This window comes from Collinsella sp. AM17-1, from assembly GCF_003470665.1.
In the GTDB taxonomy this organism is placed as follows: Bacteria; Actinomycetota; Coriobacteriia; order Coriobacteriales; family Coriobacteriaceae; genus Collinsella.
The window spans coordinates 91,774-110,136 of sequence record NZ_QRJZ01000003.1 but is presented as its reverse complement, the minus strand read 5'-3'; the positions used below and the strand labels follow the sequence as shown (position 1 = coordinate 110,136).

General features: G+C 60.9%; 18 protein-coding genes. 17 read left to right on the top strand and 1 reads right to left on the bottom strand.

Features of this window, described 5'->3' with window-relative positions; genetic code table 11:
• The first annotated feature begins 31 nt into the window (after positions 1–31).
• The 17 genes from DW195_RS02740 to rsfS all read left to right on the top strand — a co-directional run bounded on the left by DW195_RS02740 (position 32) and on the right by rsfS (position 16,936).
• Positions 32–1,174 (top strand): zinc ribbon domain-containing protein, encoded by a 1,143-nt coding sequence (locus DW195_RS02740; RefSeq protein ID WP_158567883.1) that lies wholly within the window; start codon positions 32–34, stop codon positions 1,172–1,174.
• A 107-nt stretch (positions 1,175–1,281) separates the two neighbouring features.
• The gene (locus tag DW195_RS02735) at positions 1,282–1,824 is read left to right on the top strand and encodes a peptidylprolyl isomerase (protein WP_006236059.1); all 543 of its coding nucleotides are present in this window, start codon (positions 1,282–1,284) and stop codon (positions 1,822–1,824) included.
• A gap of 11 nt (positions 1,825–1,835) precedes the next feature.
• The gene (locus DW195_RS02730) at positions 1,836–3,140 is read left to right on the top strand and encodes a tetratricopeptide repeat protein (RefSeq protein WP_229065279.1); all 1,305 of its coding nucleotides are present in this window, start codon (positions 1,836–1,838) and stop codon (positions 3,138–3,140) included.
• 127 nt (positions 3,141–3,267) lie between these two features.
• Positions 3,268–4,299 carry a rod shape-determining protein gene (locus tag DW195_RS02725; RefSeq protein ID WP_006236061.1) on the top strand — a complete coding sequence of 344 codons (1,032 nt, stop codon included), beginning with the start codon at positions 3,268–3,270 and terminating at the stop codon, positions 4,297–4,299.
• A gap of 78 nt (positions 4,300–4,377) precedes the next feature.
• On the top strand, positions 4,378–5,319 hold the full coding sequence (gene mreC / locus DW195_RS02720) for a rod shape-determining protein MreC (protein WP_118205754.1): 942 nt from the start codon (positions 4,378–4,380) through the stop codon (positions 5,317–5,319).
• A gap of 13 nt (positions 5,320–5,332) precedes the next feature.
• Positions 5,333–5,899: a hypothetical protein gene (locus DW195_RS02715; protein WP_118205753.1), complete on the top strand. Its 567-nt coding sequence runs from the start codon at positions 5,333–5,335 to the stop codon at positions 5,897–5,899.
• Positions 5,900–5,912: 13 nt separating this feature from the next.
• Positions 5,913–7,982: a penicillin-binding protein 2 gene (mrdA, locus tag DW195_RS02710; protein WP_118205752.1), complete on the top strand. Its 2,070-nt coding sequence runs from the start codon at positions 5,913–5,915 to the stop codon at positions 7,980–7,982.
• A gap of 9 nt (positions 7,983–7,991) precedes the next feature.
• Positions 7,992–9,218 carry an FtsW/RodA/SpoVE family cell cycle protein gene (locus DW195_RS02705; protein WP_118205751.1) on the top strand — a complete coding sequence of 409 codons (1,227 nt, stop codon included), beginning with the start codon at positions 7,992–7,994 and terminating at the stop codon, positions 9,216–9,218.
• A gap of 18 nt (positions 9,219–9,236) precedes the next feature.
• Positions 9,237–10,166, top strand: a complete 930-nt coding sequence (locus tag DW195_RS02700) for a YcjF family protein (protein WP_118205750.1) — start codon at positions 9,237–9,239, stop codon at positions 10,164–10,166.
• 10 nt (positions 10,167–10,176) lie between these two features.
• Positions 10,177–12,054: a TIGR03960 family B12-binding radical SAM protein gene (locus DW195_RS02695; protein WP_118205749.1), complete on the top strand. Its 1,878-nt coding sequence runs from the start codon at positions 10,177–10,179 to the stop codon at positions 12,052–12,054.
• Positions 12,051–12,863, top strand: a complete 813-nt coding sequence (locus tag DW195_RS02690; RefSeq protein ID WP_118205748.1) for a TIGR03936 family radical SAM-associated protein — start codon at positions 12,051–12,053, stop codon at positions 12,861–12,863. Before DW195_RS02695 ends, DW195_RS02690 begins: the two co-directional genes overlap by 4 nt.
• A 67-nt stretch (positions 12,864–12,930) precedes the next feature.
• On the top strand, positions 12,931–13,305 hold the full coding sequence (gene rplU / locus DW195_RS02685) for a 50S ribosomal protein L21 (protein WP_035138585.1): 375 nt from the start codon (positions 12,931–12,933) through the stop codon (positions 13,303–13,305).
• A gap of 33 nt (positions 13,306–13,338) precedes the next feature.
• Positions 13,339–13,596 carry a 50S ribosomal protein L27 gene (gene rpmA, locus DW195_RS02680; protein WP_006236075.1) on the top strand — a complete coding sequence of 86 codons (258 nt, stop codon included), beginning with the start codon at positions 13,339–13,341 and terminating at the stop codon, positions 13,594–13,596.
• 84 nt (positions 13,597–13,680) lie between these two features.
• Positions 13,681–15,150: a GTPase ObgE gene (gene obgE / locus DW195_RS02675; protein WP_199576296.1), complete on the top strand. Its 1,470-nt coding sequence runs from the start codon at positions 13,681–13,683 to the stop codon at positions 15,148–15,150.
• A gap of 3 nt (positions 15,151–15,153) precedes the next feature.
• Entirely contained in the window at positions 15,154–15,831 is a 678-nt protein-coding gene (gene nadD / locus DW195_RS02670; protein WP_117583242.1) for a nicotinate-nucleotide adenylyltransferase, read from the top strand.
• 87 nt (positions 15,832–15,918) lie between these two features.
• Positions 15,919–16,452 carry a bis(5'-nucleosyl)-tetraphosphatase (symmetrical) YqeK gene (gene yqeK, locus DW195_RS02665; RefSeq protein ID WP_199576298.1) on the top strand — a complete coding sequence of 178 codons (534 nt, stop codon included), beginning with the start codon at positions 15,919–15,921 and terminating at the stop codon, positions 16,450–16,452.
• 28 nt (positions 16,453–16,480) lie between these two features.
• On the top strand, positions 16,481–16,936 hold the full coding sequence (gene rsfS / locus DW195_RS02660; protein WP_117876980.1) for a ribosome silencing factor: 456 nt from the start codon (positions 16,481–16,483) through the stop codon (positions 16,934–16,936).
• Between the two features lie 98 nt (positions 16,937–17,034).
• Here rsfS and dinB read toward each other — a convergent pair whose 3' ends face one another.
• A complete protein-coding gene (dinB, locus tag DW195_RS02655; protein WP_199576295.1) occupies positions 17,035–18,288 on the bottom strand; it encodes a DNA polymerase IV in 1,254 nt (417 codons plus the stop codon).
• Between the last annotated feature and the right edge of the window lie 75 nt (positions 18,289–18,363).

The following is an 18,363-nucleotide window of genomic DNA, read 5'->3' as shown; positions in this document are numbered from 1 at the left end:
ATTGTTTGAATTGCTTCGAAAAGAGGATGCCGTGATCTGCCCGCATTGCCTTAAGACTATCGAGGACGGCGCCTCGTTCTGCCCCTACTGCAACGCCTATGTGGGTCCGGGCGATGGTCCCGAGCACACCGAGTTTGTGTTCTGTGAGGGCTGCGGTGCCCGTCTTTCTCCGCATGATCGCACGTGCCCCAAATGCGGACGCCCCGCTCCGGGTATCCTCTCCGAGGACGCGGCCGCATCCGACCTGGCAGCGGGCCGCACGGCGGGCTTTCCGCGCCTAACGCAAGAGCAGATCGATACCGAGGTGCCGCATGCGCCAGCCTCTGCCGCTGCGGTGCTTTCGGACGCCGCCGACCCCAATGAGACCTGCGTGCTGCCGGCTTTCGATAAGGATTTCGGTATCCCCAAGGTCGATATTCCCACGCCCGTTTCCCTGCATGACGATGCTCAAAAACCCAAGCGCAAGGTGCACCCCGACGAGGACGCCTATCACAAGCATAAGCGTCATATCCCCAAGCCGCTCGTCGTCATCGCGGTCCTTGCCGTCGTTTGCGGCGGTGCCTATTGGTTCGTGACGACCGATCCCATGGGTGTCATGCCCGGCTTTTACGACCAGTTTGGCCAAGCTGCACAGACCACCTTCCCCACGCGCCAAAAGGGCGAGGCCACTGAGGACGATACCAAGCAGGACGATTCTGCCGAGGTGGTCCAGGAAGAAACCGTGCTCACCGATGATCAGCTCTATACCAGGCTCGACGGTCTGTATCAGACCATCGTGTCCTACGCTGACGAGGACCAGATCGGCGAGGTCATCGATTCCTTTAACAACGGTTATCTCCGAACGCCGCTGTCCACCCGTCAGGAGCTGTCGCAGAGTGCCTACGCCCTGCGCGACCAGATCAAAAAGACGCAAGATGAGCTTAACAACCTGAAAGTACAGGACGATACGGTCTATGCGGATGACATCGCCCACTTAAAGCAGCTTGCCGAGTGGATGTATGAGCGCGTCGACGTGATCTGCCAGAGCTGGGATATCTCGCTGGCCATTCCCGATGGCGAGTCGATGAGTTCCCACCAAAGCGAGATCCTGGCGCCCATCGCGCAGGGCGGCAATAGCGCGCTGAACCAGTACGACGCCAACGTGGGCTCCTGGAAGCCGCAGCAGCGTTCCTAAAATTAGTTCGCCATAGTCGGCATAACCTACGTGCGCAATTGATGTAAGCCCATGCTTATTGCTACAATTCGTACAAATATGCTTTAAACGCACGAGGAGGGAACCACATGTTTGGTTTTAAGAAAGAGCTCTACACGCCCGAGTATCAGCTTGCCGGCGACGAGTGCGCCGTTATCGAGACGTCGAAGGGTACCATCAAGGTCAAGTTTGACGGCGAGGGCGCTCCCATTCATGTCGCGAACTTCTGCGAGCTTTCCACGATGGGTTTCTATGATGGCCTTAAGTTCCATCGCTATGTGCCCGGTTTTGTCATCCAGGGCGGCGACCCCAATACCCGCGACATGTCCGGCGCCGACGTCGCTGCCGGTCTTGAGGGCCCCGACGGCATGCCCGGTACCGGTGGCCCCGGCTACTGCATCAAGGGCGAGTTTGCCACTAATCCGCGCAACAGCCATGTCGATGGCGCCCTTGCCATGGCACGCTCCATGGACCCCGATTCCGCGGGTTCGCAGTTCTACTTCTGCCTGGGCGCCCAGCATAACCTCGATTCCGGTTACACCGTCTTTGGTACCACGGTTGAGGGTCTCGATGTGATTTCGCAGCTGCGTGCCGGCGACGAGATCGTCCATGTCGAGATCGTTCACGAGTAAAGGGGACTTCCTTGAATAGCCAGCTGATCCAACAGGGCCGCGCCGCTTACCGCGCGGGTGATTTTTCCGCTGCAGCCCAGATGCTTGGGGCGGCAAAGACTCCCGATGAGATTATGGGCGAGGCCGATCACCTTCGTGGCAACGCCTTGATGCACCTGGGCATGTATGCCGAGGCCGCCGAGGCCTATGCCGCCGCCCTCAACGACGGCACCTACGGCAAGCGCGGCGCGCTGCTCACCAACCGCGGCAAGGCGCTCGCCGCCGTGGGCGACTACACGACGGCCGCCCAGGCGTTCTCTGCTGCTACGCAGGATGCTTCCTATGCCACGCCGTTTAAGGCCTATCTGGGCCTGGGTAACGCGCTGTTCCAGTCGGGCGACTATGCCAACGCGGGTACTGCCTTCCGTCAGGCCGCCATCGACGGCGCCAATCCGGCTCCTGCCGCCGCACTCGGCGAGCTCGGTCGTTGCTTCATTAAGCTCGGCCGTCCGGCGGATGCCGTGGAGACCTACCGCACGGCTATCGACTTTGCCGGCCCCCGCGACGACACGCGTGCGCTCAACGCCGGCATGGGTCAGGCGCTTTCTGCCGCCGGCCGTCCCTCCGACGCACTCGACGCCTTTAACGCCGCTACTGCCGATGGCATCTACCAGCTCACCTCCGAGCAGGCCGACGAGCTTGCCCGCGTGCACGATTCGCTTGCCGCGCTGTCTGCCCAGACGGCTATGGCCACGGCTCCGGCGCCCGCGATGGACGCTCCTGCCGTCGATCCGCTCGATCCTACGGGCGCGACCGGTCAGTTTATGCCTGATCCCTCGGACACCGGCTTCTTTACGCTGTCCGAGTCCGAGATGGTCCAGCAGGACCGTCAGGACCGCAAGCAGGCCAAGGTTCGTCGTCGCCATCGCCACACGGGTCTCAAAGTCTTCATCGTGCTGCTTCTGCTCATTTTGATCGCCGCGGGCGGTCTGGGCTTTGCCTATACGCGCGGCTTTGGCTTCCCCTCGCAGGAGTCGGTTATCACCGATCTGTTCCAGGCTGCTGGCGACGGTGACACCGCAAAGGCCGAGTCTTGTCTGGCCTCGAGCCTGTCCGAGGACGCTAAGTCGATGATCATCTCCTCGATTCCGCAGGGTGCCACCGTGTCCGTCGAGGGCATGGATCAGTCCATGACCGAGACGACCGCCAAGGTGAAGGCATCGCTGTCCAAGGGCGGCGAGCAGGAGTACACCGTCAAATTCGTGCGCTCCGACAACCATATCGGCTGGGCCGTTTCTTCGCTCGATATGGATTTCTCGGCTGCTGACAACCAGTAGTGACCTTATGGGATTTAGCTTTGCCCGGCGCTTCACCGCAAGTGAGGCGCCGGGCTTGCGCTAGTATGATGGGATAGTAGTTTTCCAGCAATCATCCAACACATCAGGAGTTGCGTTGTTTTCTTTGATGGATATGTTCTTCGGTAGCTATGCGGGCGATCTTGCCATCGACCTCGGCACCGCCAATACGCTTGTCTCCGTGCGCGGCAAGGGCATCGTCATTCGCGAGCCCTCTGTTGTCGCCATCGACAAGAACGACGAGCGCATCTTGGCGGTCGGTATCGAGGCAAAGCGCATGCTCGGCCGTACGCCCGGCAACATCGTGGCCGTTCGTCCCCTGAAGGACGGCGTCATCGCCGATTTCGATGTTACCGAGGCCATGCTTCGCTACTTTATCGACAAGGCGTCCGAGAAGCGCTATCCGTGGACTCCGCGTCCGCGTGTTGTCGTCTGCGTTCCCTCCGGTGTCACGTCGGTCGAGAAGCGCGCTGTCTTTGAGGCCACGATCCAGGCCGGTGCCCGCCAGGCCTATCTGATCGAAGAGCCCATGGCGGCTGCCATCGGCGCCGACCTGCCCGTCGAGGAACCCACCGGCTCCATGGTCATCGACATCGGTGGCGGTACCACCGAGGTTGCCGTTATCGCTATGGGCGGCATCGTCGTCTCGCAGTCCATTCGTATTGCCGGCGACGAGTTCGACCAGGCCATCCTCACGCACGTTCGTGATGCCTACAACCTGGCCATCGGCGAGCGTACGGCAGAGGACATCAAGATCAAGGTCGGCTCCGCCGTGCCGCTCAAGGATGAGCTCGACGTCGAGGTCAACGGTCGCGACGTGATCACCGGTCTGCCCAAGACCGTGCGCATCGAGAGCGAGGAGATTCGTCGCGCACTCAACAAGCCGCTCGACGAGATGGCCAAGGCCGTCAAGGACGCACTCGACGCTACGCCTCCCGATCTTGCCTCGGACCTTATGTACTACGGCATTTTGCTGACCGGTGGCGGCGCGCTGCTGCGCGGTCTCGACGTGCGCCTGCGCGATGAGACCGGTGTTTCGGTCAACGTCAGCCCCACGGCGCTCGATAACGTCGTTAACGGCTGTGCCCGCGTGCTCGAGGCCAATGCGTTTGATGGCGGCTTCGTCCAGACCAATGCTTAATTTCCAAAAGGTGGATTCCATTTGGCACGATCTTCGGGTTTCTCCACAAATCTGAATACCAAGCGACAATCAACGGGTATGCGCCCGTTGATTGTTTTCAGCCTGATTTCGGTGTTGCTGCTCACGTTTTATATCCGTGAGGGCGAGGCCGGGCCGATTCATGCCGTACGCTCGGGTGTGACGACGATTACCTCGCCGGTGCGCTTTGTGGGCTCGGCCGTGGCGGCTCCCTTTAACGCGATCGGCAACGTGTTCTCCAACCTCACGGCTTCGCAGGAGTCGCTCGATGACCTCAAGAAGCAAAACGAGGTACTGACCTCTAAGGTCGCCGAGCTTTCCGAGTCTCAAAAGACTGCCGAGCGCCTGGAGGGCCTGGTCGGGCTGCAATCGACCTACAACCTTAAGTCGACCGCTGCTCGTATTGTCGGTGCGTCGGGCGATGCCTGGACCTCGACCGTTACCATCGACAAGGGCTCTGCCGACGGTCTTACCATCAACATGCCCGTGACGAGTTCCGCCGGTGTTATCGGCCAGATTATCGAGGTATCGGCCAAGACCTCTACCGTGCGCCTGATTGGCGATGAGAATTCGCGCGTGTCGGCTATGGTGCAGGACACGCGCGCCCAGGGTATGCTCCAGGGCCAGCCCGATGGCACCCTGCGCCTTGAGTACGTGAGCGTCGACTCCGACGTCAAAGTGGGCGACATCATCGTGACCTCGGGCATTGGCGGCGTGTTTCCCAAGGGCCTGCCGCTCGGCACTGTTTCCTCGGTGGAGAAGTCGGCCAACGATGTGTATTACACCATCGTCGTACGCGCCCAGACCACGGCAGAGAATAACGAGGAGGTGCTCGTCATCACCTCGTTGACCGACGAGCAGTCGGCCTCGGACGAGGACGTGAGCTCTGCTAACAGCACACCGCAGGGCACCTCGCGCGATTCGGCGACCAAGACTAAGGACGAGGACTCGGACGAGAGCTCCGAATCGTCCGAGACAACCGATTCCGGCTCGAGCGAATAGGGAGGGCATGTCCATGGATCTACACGAACAGGGGGCGAGCTTCCGTACGTTTGCTATCGCCGCCATTGCCTGCGTGCTCCTGCAGGCGGGCCTGGCGCCGCAGATTTCTATCGCGGGCGGTCGCGTCAACTTTATGATTATCCTGGTGTGCCTGAGCGTGTTTTCGGGCGATCCCACGCGGGCTGTCGTCTGCGGTTTTTGCAGTGGCCTGTTCTATGATCTTTCCGCCGCCGTTCCGGTGGGCGTTATGTCGCTGCTGCTGACGGTGGGCAGTTTTGCCCTGGTGCACAGCGCGGCCGGTCAGACGGGCGGCTCTCCGAGCGCGCGCGGTATTACCGTGGGCGCCTTCGCGCTTGCCATCAACGTGGCCTACAGCATCATCTTGCTGTTTATGGGTCTGGAGACGAGCTTCGTGGTGGCTATTTTTGGCCACGCACTGCCGTCTTCGATCCTGACGGGTCTGGTTGCCATTCCGTTTTTGATGTCCGGTGTCGTGCCGCAGTCCGGTTTTGGGTTCTCCGCACGAGGTGGTCGTCAGACGGGCATGCGCTTCAAGCCCAAGACCCGCAAACTCAAATAGGGGAGGCCCGTAGATGTCTTCCCAGATGACGGTTATCATCGCCGGTATCGTGTTGGTCGTGGCCATTGTGGTCGCGCTGGTCATCATGCGCCGCGGCGATTCCCGTTTTACCTACGACACGCAGCATGGAACGGCCCCGCGTGCCACCGAGGGCGAGGGCAATACCGCCGCTACCGCCTTCAAGGGTCGCTTCTCCATCCTCACCGCCGGCGTGGGCGCGATGTTTGCCGCGCTCTCCGTCAAGCTGTGGGGTATGCAGATGGTCTCGTCGGACTACTACGACAAGCAGGCCAAGAGCAACCAGACCCGTACTGTCACCACGCCGGCTGTGCGCGGGCGAATCCTTGATCGCAATGGCGTGGCACTTGTGCAAAACCGTCCCTCACTTGCCGTCGTCGCCTATCGCGACCTGGCCGATGACACTGTGCTGGTTCGCCATCTTGCCAACGTGCTCGGTATGCCCTACGTCGCGGTGCTGCGCAATATCCAGGACAATTCCGAGGGCGCCCAGAGCCTGCATACCATCGCGACGGACGTGCGCCGCTCCACAGTTGCCTATATTCAGGAGCACGCCGGCGAGTTCCCTGGCGTGAAGATTGCCGAGCGCACCGAGCGCCAGTATCCATATGGCGAGACGGCATGCCATATCTTGGGCTATACCGGCACCATTACCTCCGAGCAGCTTGAGGCCCAGAATAAGAAAACCTCTGGCGATGATGATGCTTCTGCTGGCCGGATTACGTACCAGTCGGGCGATATCGTGGGCCAGGCGGGTGTTGAGAGCTACTACGAAAACCTGCTGCAGGGTATTCGTGGCGAGCAGACCGTGAAAGTTGACGCCTCGGGTAACGTGACCGGACAAGCCGGCGCCGTTCCCGCCAAGGCCGGCTCCGACATTAAGCTTACGCTCGATCTTAAGATTCAACAGGCCTGCGAGACGGCTCTGGCGAATGCCATTGAGCTTGCCAAGACCACGGGCCATAGCAATGCCGGCAACGGCGCCGTGGTGTGCCTCGATCCCAACAATGGTGAGATTCTGGGCATGGCGAGCGAGCCCAAGTTTGATCCGTCGGTGTTCATCGGCGGCATTTCCAACGACGTGTGGACCGAGCTCAACGACGACGAGGGTTCGCACCCGCTGCTCAACCGCGCCATTAGCGGCCAGTATATGTCGGCTTCGACCATCAAGCCGCTCTCGGCTCTGGCCGGTCTTGAGTTTGGAACCTACACCTCAACGCAGACAACCAACTGCACGGGCTATTGGACGGGCCTTGGCAAGGCTTGGGGCAAGCGCTGCTGGCTGACGTCTGGCCACGGCACCATGACGCTGCAGTCGGGTATCGCCAACTCGTGCGACCCCGTCTTCTACGACATGGGCAAGGCGTTCTTTTATGACGAGCAACATTCCGAGGGCCTGCAGGAGGTCTTTCGTCGCTGGGGCCTAGGCAAGGCCTGCGGTATCGATCTGCCGAGTGAGGGCGCGGGCCGTATTCCCGATGCCGAGTGGAAAGAGTCGTACTTTACCGACGCCTCTGCCGAGGACCGCAAATGGAACGCCGGCGATATGACCAACATCGCTATCGGCCAGGGCGACATTTTGGTGACGCCTCTGCAGATGGCATGCGCCTACATGGGCCTTGCCAACGGCGGTAAGCAGTACGTGCCTCACGTGTTTTTGTCTGCCGTGTCGCGCGATGGCGACGGCGATGCCTATAAGTACAACGGCAAAGGCAAGAAGAAGCGCCTGGAGGCCAAGATCAACAGCGATTCGGATTTGGCTCTTGTTCGCAACGGCATGCACGACGTGATTTACACGGCATCGACGTCCCTGGCGGCTCACTTTGGCACCCTGACGCCGCAGGTATACGGCAAGTCGGGCACGGGCGAGAAAAGCGGCGAGGACGAATACGCGTGGTTCTGCGCCTATGCGCCGGCCGATGATCCCAAGTATGTCATCGCTACTGTCCTGGAGCAGGGCGGCGGTGGCTCAGATACCGCGATGCATGTCGTGCGCGACGTGCTCGGCGTGATTTATGACGAGCCCGATACCTCTTCGGCCTCGGGCGATTCTTCGGTTCGATAGGAGGTTGCGATGGACTTTTCGCCGGCGGACCTGTTCCGCTCAACCAAGACCGGCTCCCGCAGCAGCCTGGACCGCGTTAACAAGCAGCTCTCGGCCTCGCGCGGCACGTTCCGCCAGAAGGTACACATCGGTGTGCTGCTGGCTACCGTCGCGCTCGTTGCCTATGGCGCCATCATTATTTGGTCGGCCTCGCAGTTTAAGGCCGATGCCTCGTTCTCGCGCCACCTGCTGGGTATTGGCATTGGCGCGGTGCTGGCGGTGCTCGTCTGGCGCACCGACCTGCGTGGCATTTCCAATTTCTCGACGGCGCTGCTCGTCATTGACCTGATCGTGATCTTCTCGCCCAAGATTCCGGGCCTGTCCTATACGGGCGGTCTGGGCATGACGGGCTGGATCAAGATCCCCGGTATCGGCCTGACCTTCCAGCCCGTTGAGCTCGCCAAGCTCATCACCATCTTCTTTATCGCCACGCTTGGCTCGCAATACAACGGCCGCATCGATACCGTTCGCGACTACGTCAAGCTCTGCGGTATGCTGTCCATCCCGTTTTTGGCCGTCGTCGCCATGGGCGACCTGGGCTCGGGCCTGGTCGTGCTGGTCTCGTGTGCCATCGTCATCTGCATGAGCGGTGCACGTCGCGAATGGGTGCTGTCGACCTTGGCCCTGCTGGTTGGTTTGATTGCGCTCATCTTGGCGCTCGACTCGGTCTTTGATTCGCTCCTTGGCCACGACGTGCTTATCAAGCAGTATCAGATGAACCGTCTGACGGTCTTCATCGACCCCGACAACGCCAATTCGGATGATGCCTACAACCTGCAGCAGTCGCTCATTGCCGTCGGTTCGGGTGGCTTCTTTGGTAAGGGCCTGGGCCACGCGACGCAGTCGGCCGGCGGCTTTCTGCCCGAGTTCCACACCGACTTCGTCTTTGCCTTCCTTTCCGAGACCTTCGGCTTCTGCGGCTCCTTTTTGCTCCTGTGCCTCTACGTGCTGCTGATCTTCTCGACGATCCGCGTTGCCTTTAAGTGCGAGTCGCTGTTCTTGCGCCTATCGTGCGTGGGTATCGTCGGCATGTGGGCGTTCCAGACCTTCGAGAACATCGGCATGTGCATTGGCATGATGCCGATTACCGGTATTCCGCTGCCGTTTATTAGTTTTGGTTCGTCGTCGATGATGATTCAGTTGCTGACGGTGGGTATCGTACAATCCATATGGCGGCATCGTTCGGGCGCCGCGTAACCGCTGGAGGGGTTTGCCATGAAGATTCCCGTAGATAAGTTGACCAGCGCTTTTAAGATGGGCGCGTCTGTTAAGAAGGATTCCGATACACCGGTGCGTGTCTCGGTTTACCTTGATTCGACTGCGTCTCGCTTTTTGGTCGAGACGGTGCGCGATGCCTTTGTGCCGCAGACGACTTCGGGCATTGTGCGTGTTGATCGCCTGGGGGAGGACCGTATCGTTCCCAAGGCCGATACCGATGTGGTGTTGGTCCTCTCGTGCGGCTCCGACCGCCTGGAGAGTGCCGTGCAGGAGCTCGTGATCGCCGGCGCGCCCGTGTGCGTGCTTGCCGAGTCTGCTGTGGAGGTGCCGTTTATCGAGGAGTCCACACCCATGCTCGGCGTGGTGGCGGCAACCGATAAGACGTATCTGCTCGAGACGCTTGCCCGCTGGATTCTCGATCGTACGGACAAGGAGACGGCTTTTGCCGCCAACTTTGCCTTTATGCGCATCGCGGCGGCAAATCGCATCATTACCTCGTGCGCGCTCACCAACATGGCGACGGGCGCCCTGGTGTTTTTGCCGGGTGCCGACTATCCCGTGATGGCGCTGGCGCAGGTGGGAATGCTCTTTGAGCTCGCGGCCATCTTTGGACGCGGCATTAAGCCCGAGCGCGGCTACGAGGTCGCAGGCGTGCTCGCCGGCGGTCTGGTGATTCGCGCTGTTACCCGCGCATTGGTGAAGCGGACGCCGCACATCGGCTTTGTCGTTAAGGCGCTTACCGCCGCCGCGGGTACCTATGGCATGGGTCGCGCGCTCGTGTCGCTCTACGAGCGCGATGTCGACTACAGCCGCGCCAACGAGGTCGCTGCCGCCACGTTCTCGCGCGTTCGCGATCTGGTGACCACGGTCGCCGGTGCCACCCGTCCTATGGCGTCCTACCAAGACGCATCCGATCTCGCTGCTTAGGGGTTTTCCGTTGCGCGTTGCATACCAAGACTGTTTTCATCTGATCGAGCCGTTGCTCGCCAAGGTCGAAAAGCCGAGTCGCTATATCGACCACGAGTGGGGCACGCTCTCAAAGGCCGATGCCGACTATCGCTGCTGCATGATCTATCCGGACGTGTATGAGGTCGGTCTGCCCAACCAGGGCATCGCCATTCTCTACAACATCCTTAATCAGGCCGAGGGCATCTCCTGCGAGCGCGGCTACGTGCCGTGGCCCGATATGGGCGATGCGATGCGCGAGGCGGGGATTCCGCTGCTGTCGCTCGAGGGTGCAGCGCCCGTGGCCTCGTTCGACATCGTCGGCATGCACGTACCGCACGAGATGGCTGTGACGAACTTCCTCGAAGCGCTTGATCTCGCCGGCATTCCGTTGCTTGCGGCCGACCGTACCGAGGACGATCCCATCATCGTCGCCGGCGGTCCCTCGGTGTATAACCCCGAGCCATATGCGGCTTTTTTCGATGCCATCCTCATTGGCGAGGGCGAGGAGTCGCTGCTTGAGATCTGCCAGTTGCATCGCCGCTTGCGCGACGAGGGCGTCTCGCGCGCTCATATTGTCGAGCAGCTCGCGACGGTCGCCGGTACCTATGTGCCGTCCCTGTATGAGGTGCGCTATGACGAGCCCTGCTCCCCGCATGGCTACACCGTGCCGCGCGAGGGCAAGGACGTCCCGCCGGTAGTCTACAAGCGCGTCGTCGAGGACTTTGGTGCCACCAATCCACTTTCTCAGTCGTGTGTGCCGTATGCGCAGCTCGTCCACGATCGCCTGTCTATCGAGATCTTGCGTGGCTGCGCCCGCGGCTGCCGTTTTTGCCAAGCAGGCATGACGTATCGTCCGGTACGCGAGCGCTCGGCCGACCAGATCGTGTCATCGGTGATCCAGGGCTTGGAAAAGACTGGCTATGACGAGGTGTCGCTTACCTCGCTTTCGACGACCGACCACTCCTGCATCCGCGACGTGCTCGGTAGGCTCAACCGTCGTCTGGAGGACACGGGTATTCGCGTGTCCATTCCGTCGCAGCGCTTGGATTCGTTTGGCGTTGATATGGCCGAGTCGGTCGCCGGCGAAAAGAAGGGCGGCCTGACGTTCGCGCCCGAGGCGGGCAGCCAGCGTATGCGCGACATCATTAACAAGAACGTGACCGAGGAGGACCTGGACCGAGCGGCCAAGGCGGCCTTCGAGGCCGGCTGGAACCGCATGAAGCTCTACTTCATGATGGGCCTTCCCGGCGAGCGCGACGAGGATATCGTGGCTATCGCCAACCTGGCCGATCACGTGCTGGAGCTTGGCCGCTCCGTGGTGCCCAAGGCGCGCCGCGGGTCCATCTCGGTGTCTATCTCGGTTTCGGTGTTCATCCCCAAGGCGGCAACGCCCTTCCAGTGGTGCCCGCAGCTCGATTACGACGACGTCAAGCGCCGCCAGAAACTGCTTATCACGAGCGTTCGCAACCGTGCCGTCCGCGTGCATTACCACGATGCCGAGACCTCGCTCATCGAGGCCGCGCTCTCCCGCGCCGGTCGTGACATGACGCCGGTCATCATCGATGCCTGGCGTGCGGGCTCGCGCTTCGACGCCTGGGTGGAGCACTTTTCGCTCGACAACTGGAAGGAGGCCGCTGCCAAAAACGGCATCGACCTCAACGAGCTGGTGCACCTGCCCTACGAGTTGGACTGGCGCCTGCCGTGGGAGCATGTGAGCCCCGGCTGCACGCGCGGCTTCCTCGAGCGCGAGTACCGTCGCTCGCTCGAGGGCGTCACGACGCCCGACTGCACCCGCACGTCGTGTACCGGTTGCGGAATCTGCCCCACGCTCCACGCCAAGAACGTATTGATGGGTGATCGCGCATGAGTGAGCGCTTGACCGACAATCCCACGCTCTTTAGGCTGCGCGTTCGCTACGGCAAGCGTGATCGCCTTAAGTACCTGGGCCATCTGGAACTAATCCATACCATTGAGCGCATCGTGCGCCGTGCGGGCCTGCCCTATGCCGTGACACAGGGTTTCTCGCCGCATATGCGCGTGGGCTTTTCGTCGGCGCTGCCCGTGGGCACGTCGTCGACCTGCGAGTGGTACGACCTGTTTATGACTGAGTTCGTCGCGCTTGACGAGGCTTTTGAGCGCCTGGCCTCCGCGTCCCCGGCCGATCTGGCGCCTATCGAGGCCGCCTACATCGACGTGCGCACGCCGGCTCTGACGGCTCAGCTTACGCGTCTGTCGTACCGCATCGACTTGCACCTGGACTCCGAGGCCCCCGTGAGCGCCGACGAGGTACGCGCCGCGATCGATACGTTGCGTGCAGGCCATGGCATCGACTACGCACGCGGTAAGAAGAGTAAGCGCTTAGACCTTGACCACACACTGGTGGGCTATGAGCTCACGGCGGGGGAGCGTCCGGACCATCTGGTGCTCATGCTCGACACCCATGCCGACAACGAGGGCTCCATGCGTCCGGAGATTTTGCTTTCTGCTGCTGATGTTTTGTTGCAGGGCTTGACCCCGGGCGTCGATGCACCTATTGTTTCCACCGGTATGCAAGACCTCGTGACCATCTGCTCCTACGATGTCGAGCGTCAGAATCAAGCATGCGAGGACGACGAGGGCCGACTCGTCAGCCCCATACCTGTGCGAACTTGTGGATTTGCTCCACATACTCGTTGACGGGGGTATTATCGCCTGCTACTATATTCGGCTGTTGCACTAACTGATGCATGAAGGGCAAGTAAACATGTACGCAATCGTTAACACGGGCGGCAAGCAGTACAAGGTCGCCACCGACGATGTCATCACCGTCGAGAAGATCGAGGGCAATGAGGGCGACAAGGTCACCCTGCCGGTCATCTTCCTCAACGATGGTAAGAAGATCGTCACCGATCCCGACAAGCTGGCCAAGGCCAAGGTTACCGCTCAGATCGTTGAGCAGTTCAAGGGCGAGAAGCAGCTGGTCTTTAAGTTCCACAAGCGTAAGCGCTATCGTCGTCTGAAGGGTCACCGTCAGCAGCTCACCAAGCTGAAGATCGTGAAGGTCCAGGCTACGTCCCGCGCCAAGAAGGCTGTCAAGGCAGAGGCCGAGGCTGTTGCCGAGGCTCCCGTCGCCGAGTAGATTACACTCGTAACGAAAGAGTAGGTATACACAATGGCACACAAAAAAGGACTCGGTTCCTCCCGTAATGGCCGTGACTCCCGCGGTCAGCGCCTTGGCACGAAGCGCTATGCCGGCCAGACGGTAACCACGGGCACGATTCTCGTCCGTCAGCACGGCACTCACATCCACCCGGGTGAGAACGTTGGCCGTGGCAAGGACGACACGCTGTTCGCGCTGGTCGACGGTACCGTTGAGTTCCACAAGGGTATCAAGCACAGGGTCAGCGTACGCCCGCTCGCGAACGCGTAATTCACCCTTCATAGAGCACATATGTGGGAGGCACTTGAGTTTTAGGATTCAAGGGTCTCCCTCTTTTTGTAGGAGGCGATTCTGTTGTCACAGTTCACCGATATCAGCCGCATTAACGTGTGCGGCGGCGACGGCGGTGCCGGATGCATGTCGTTTAGGCGCGAGGCCTTTGTCCCCAAGGGTGGCCCCGATGGCGGCGACGGCGGTCGTGGCGGCAATGTCGTCATCCAGGCCGATGCTCAGCTGTCTTCACTGATCGATTACCGCTTTAAGCATCATTTTCGTGCCGAGCGCGGAACGCACGGTCAGGGCGCCCGCCGCAACGGAAAGAGCGGCGAGGACCTTATCTTGAAGGTTCCCATGGGTACCGTGGTGCGCGAGCTCGACCCCGAGACGCAGACCCCGATGTTCGAGATTGCCGACTTGGTGCATGATGGCGAGCGCGTTGTCGTGGCCCCTGGTGGCGCCGGTGGCCTGGGCAATACGCACTTTGTGACGTCGGTGCGCCGCGCGCCCGCATTCGCCCAGCTGGGTGAGCCGGCCGAGGAGCACTGGATTGAGCTCGAGATGAAGCTCATGGCCGATGCCGCGCTCGTGGGCTTTCCCTCGGTCGGCAAGTCCTCGCTCATTGCGCGCATGAGTGCCGCCCGACCCAAGATCGCCGACTATCCGTTTACCACGCTCGTGCCCAACCTGGGTATGGTGCGTGCCGGCGAGTACTCCTATGTCGTTGCCGACGTCCCCGGCCTTATTGAGGGTGCGAGCGAGGGCAAGGGTCTGGGCCATCAGTTCCTGCGCCACATCGAGCGCACGGCACTTATCATGCATGTCGTCGACATGACGGGCGGTTTTGAGGATCGCGATCCGGTCGAGGACTATCGCATCATCAACCGCGAGCTCGAGCAGTATGGCGCCGAGCTCTCGGAGCGCCCGCAGATCGTCGTCGCCAACAAGTGCGATGCGCCGGGCACGGCTGACAAGATTGCCGACCTCAAACGCGCTGCGCTCGACGATGGACATATGTTCTTTGCCGTTTCTGCTGTAACGGGCGCCGGCCTCAACACGCTGATGCTTGCCGTGGGAGAGCAGGTGGCTAAGCTGCGCGCCGAGTTGGCTGTCTCCGATGAGCCGGTCGATCTGCGCGACGATGAGTGGGAGCGCCGTCGCCTGCAACGTGAGAAGCGTTTCCGTATTGTTCAGGAAGAGCCCCACGCCTTCCGCGTGGTCGGTCGCGCCATCGAGCGCATGGTCATCCAGACCGACTGGGAAAACGAGGAGGCTGTCATCTACCTGCAGCATAAGTTCGCGCGCATGGGTGTTGACGACGCGCTCGAGAAGGCCGGCTGCCGTGCGGGCGACGAGGTCCGCATTTGCCAGCGCGCCTTTGACTTTGAGGGCGCCGAGGACTTCTCGGAGTACGAGGAGGAACTTGAGGACGAAGGCGGGGACGTTGCCGTTGAGGTCTTTGACGTAGCCGATGCTGCGGATGATGACGTCGAGGTTGTCGATGCAGCGGACGTCGCGGACGATGTCGAGACCCCGGAGGGCGAGTAAGTCATGTCGCTGCGCGGTGGAATTGGTCTGCCTGAGCTGCCTATCAAGGATGGTCAGGAGTTTCGGCTTGGCATCATGGGTGGCACCTTCGACCCGATTCACTACGGGCACTTGGTTACCGCCGAGCAGGCGCGCGAGTCGCTCGACTTGGACGCCGTGCTCTTTATGCCGGCCGGCTCTCCCGCCTTTAAGCTCGACAAACCGGTGACGCCTGCCGAGGACCGTTATGCCATGACGGTCCTCGCCACCGCTGCGAATCCGGCTTTTTTGGCGAGCCGATTCGAGATCGATCGTCCGGGCGTGACCTATACGGCCGATACGCTTCATGCCCTTCGCGACTTTTACCCGCCTCAGGTAAAGCTCTACTTTATTACGGGCGCTGACGCGATTATAGATATTGTGACCTGGCATGATGCCGACCGAATCGCCGAGCTTGCCACGTTTATTGCGGCGACGCGACCGGGCTTTGATATCGATACTGCTCGCGCGCGAATTAAAGAGTCGGGCCTGCCGTTTGACGTGCGTTATATCCAGATTCCGGCGCTGGCGATTAGCTCGACCAACATTCGCAAGCGAGTTGCCCGTGGCATGAGCGTGCGCTATCTTACGAGCGAGTCCGTGCTCGGCTATATTCGTAAACGCGGGCTGTATACCGATCTGGGTCAAGAAGATTTTGAGTGATGGGGGTCTACGTTGTCGGTAGAGGATCAGTTTGAAGGCGATGAGCGCGCGCTGCTTAAGCGCATTCAAGAGCTGCTTGATGTGCGTATGAAGGATAAGCGCAAGCGCTACATGCATTCGCTGGGCGTTGCCGAGACCGCGCTTCATTTGGCCGAGGTCTACGGCGTTGACCGCTTTGATGCCGCCGCCGCCGGCCTGATTCACGACTGGGATAAGGTGCTCTCCGACGACGAGCTCGTGGCCCGCGCGTTGCACTACGGCATTAAGGTTGCCGGCTCTCCTTCGGCCGCGACACCGCTGCTGCATGGCCCGGTTGCCGCCTATGAGCTTCCGCAGCTATTTCCCGAGCTATCGCCAGCCGTTTTCCAGGCTGTCGACCGTCACACCGTGGGCGCCTGCGACATGACGCCGCTCGATATGGTGGTCTTTGTGGCCGATGCCATCGAGCCCAACCGCCATGGTGATTATGCCATCGCGCTGCGCAAGATGGTGGGGGAGTCGACGCTTGACGAGTTGTTCTTCTCCTGTTTTGCGCAGGGTCTGGTCTACGTGATCCATTCCGGGCGTTATCTTTATCCCACGGCTATTACGATTTACAACCATTACGCCCAGCTGCGCTAGCTCGGGTGTGTCTAGAAAGAGGTATTCCATGGCCGATGAGACCATGACCGACGAGCAGATTCTTGAAGGTGTGGAGCACAAGAGCTTCGTTGCCACGTCCGACCGCACCGCTGCCTCGCTGTCCACGAGCGGTGTCGCCGCCGAGGATGTCGCCCGCGCCGCCGCGCAGGCCGCCTACGACAAGAAAGGCGAGGACGTGCAGGTGCTTGATCTGACCGAGCTCTCCGACGTGTGCGATTACTTTGTGCTCGCCACCGGTACCAATAACCGTCAGGTTGATTCTATCGTCGACGAGATCGAGGAGAAGGTCGCCGAGGCTTGCGGTGAGCATCCGTTCTCCATCGAGGGCCGCGAGCAGAAGACCTGGATGCTCATGGATTACGGTTCGGTTGTCGTCCACGTCTTCACCCCCGAGGCCCGCGACTTCTACCGCCTCGAGAAGCTCTGGGGCGACGCTCCCCAGCTCCCCCTCGACCTCCTCTAGTGGCTCATTTGATACGGGGCTTTTAGTTAGCCTCGCGCATTTTGCCGGGCAGTTGCGGTTTTCCGTACCTGCCCAGCTTTCTTTTTGCCCAAAGGCGGTTAATCGTTGAAGCGGGATTGGCGGCCGAAGGATAGCGCGGTGTCGCCGAACTTGTCTCGGACGGCGTCGATGGCGACGGAGAGGTCGCGGCGGTCGCTGGATTGGGCTCCGCGGTCATCGATCTCGCAGAACAGGTCGGTTTGGATGCCGCCTTGGTGGTCGAAGTCGCTCATGCCGATGCCTGCTAAGCGCACGTGCATTCCTTCCTGCCAGATGTTGTCGAGCAGTTCGAGTGCAACCGCCACGAAGATGTTCTCATCGTCGGTCGGATGAGGCAGCCGGCGCTGTGCCGAGCGACCGTTTCCATACGAATACTTGAGCTTGAGCGTCACCGTGGCGCCCGTTAGTCCCTGACGGCGCAGGCGGCGTCCCACTGACTCGCCCAGCAGCGCAATCGCCGCCTCAATATCCCCACGCTCAGTCAAATCTTTAGCAAAGGTGCGTTCATTGCTGACCGACTTGACCTTACGCTCTTCATCGAGACTCGTGACTTCGGAAACCTCGAGTCCCAGCGCACGCTGGCGCATGCGTTCGCCGTTGACACCAAAAATAGAGGCCAAGGTGGATTCCGGTGCACGTGACAGCTCGCCGAGCGTGTAGATGCGCATGCGGCGCAGTCGCTCCTCGGCCGAGCGCCCGATGCCGCTCATGGCAGATACCGGCAGTGCGGCCAAAAAGCGCTGCTCGGTTCCGGGGCGCACGATGGTCAGCCCAAACGGCTTGTCCCGCTCGCTTGCGATCTTTGCGACCGTCTTGTTGCAGCCCACGCCAATAGAGCAGGTCACTCCCAGCGCTGCAACGCGGTCGCTTATACGCCGCGCAACCAGCAGCGGGTCTTCGGGCGCAAAGCGACCCGGTGTGATATCGATAAAGGCTTCGTCGATGGATACGCGCTCAACGCGCGGGGTCTCGTCGGCGAGAATCGCCATGACCTGCGAGCTGACCTCGCGGTAGCGATCAAAGTGCCCGTGCGTCCAAATGGCCTGCGGGCACAGGCGCCGTGCCTCGGCCGAGGGCATGGCAGAGCGCACGCCAAAGCGACGCGCCTCATACGAACACGTGGACACGACGCCACGCGAATCGGCGTCTCCGCCCACGATGAGCGGCTTGCCGCGCCACTCGGGATGATCGAGCATTTCCACGCTCGCAAAAAACGCATCGAGGTCCATCAGACCCACCGCCGGGCCCGTCCAGGGAGGTGGTGTGACGCCCATGGCATCCTCATAACCGTATGTATGTTCGCGTCTTTCCATGTCATGAGTATACCGCGCAGCTCATGTGGGGTGCGTGTATGTGCTTGCAAATCCCGAATTCTTGTCTAAGATATG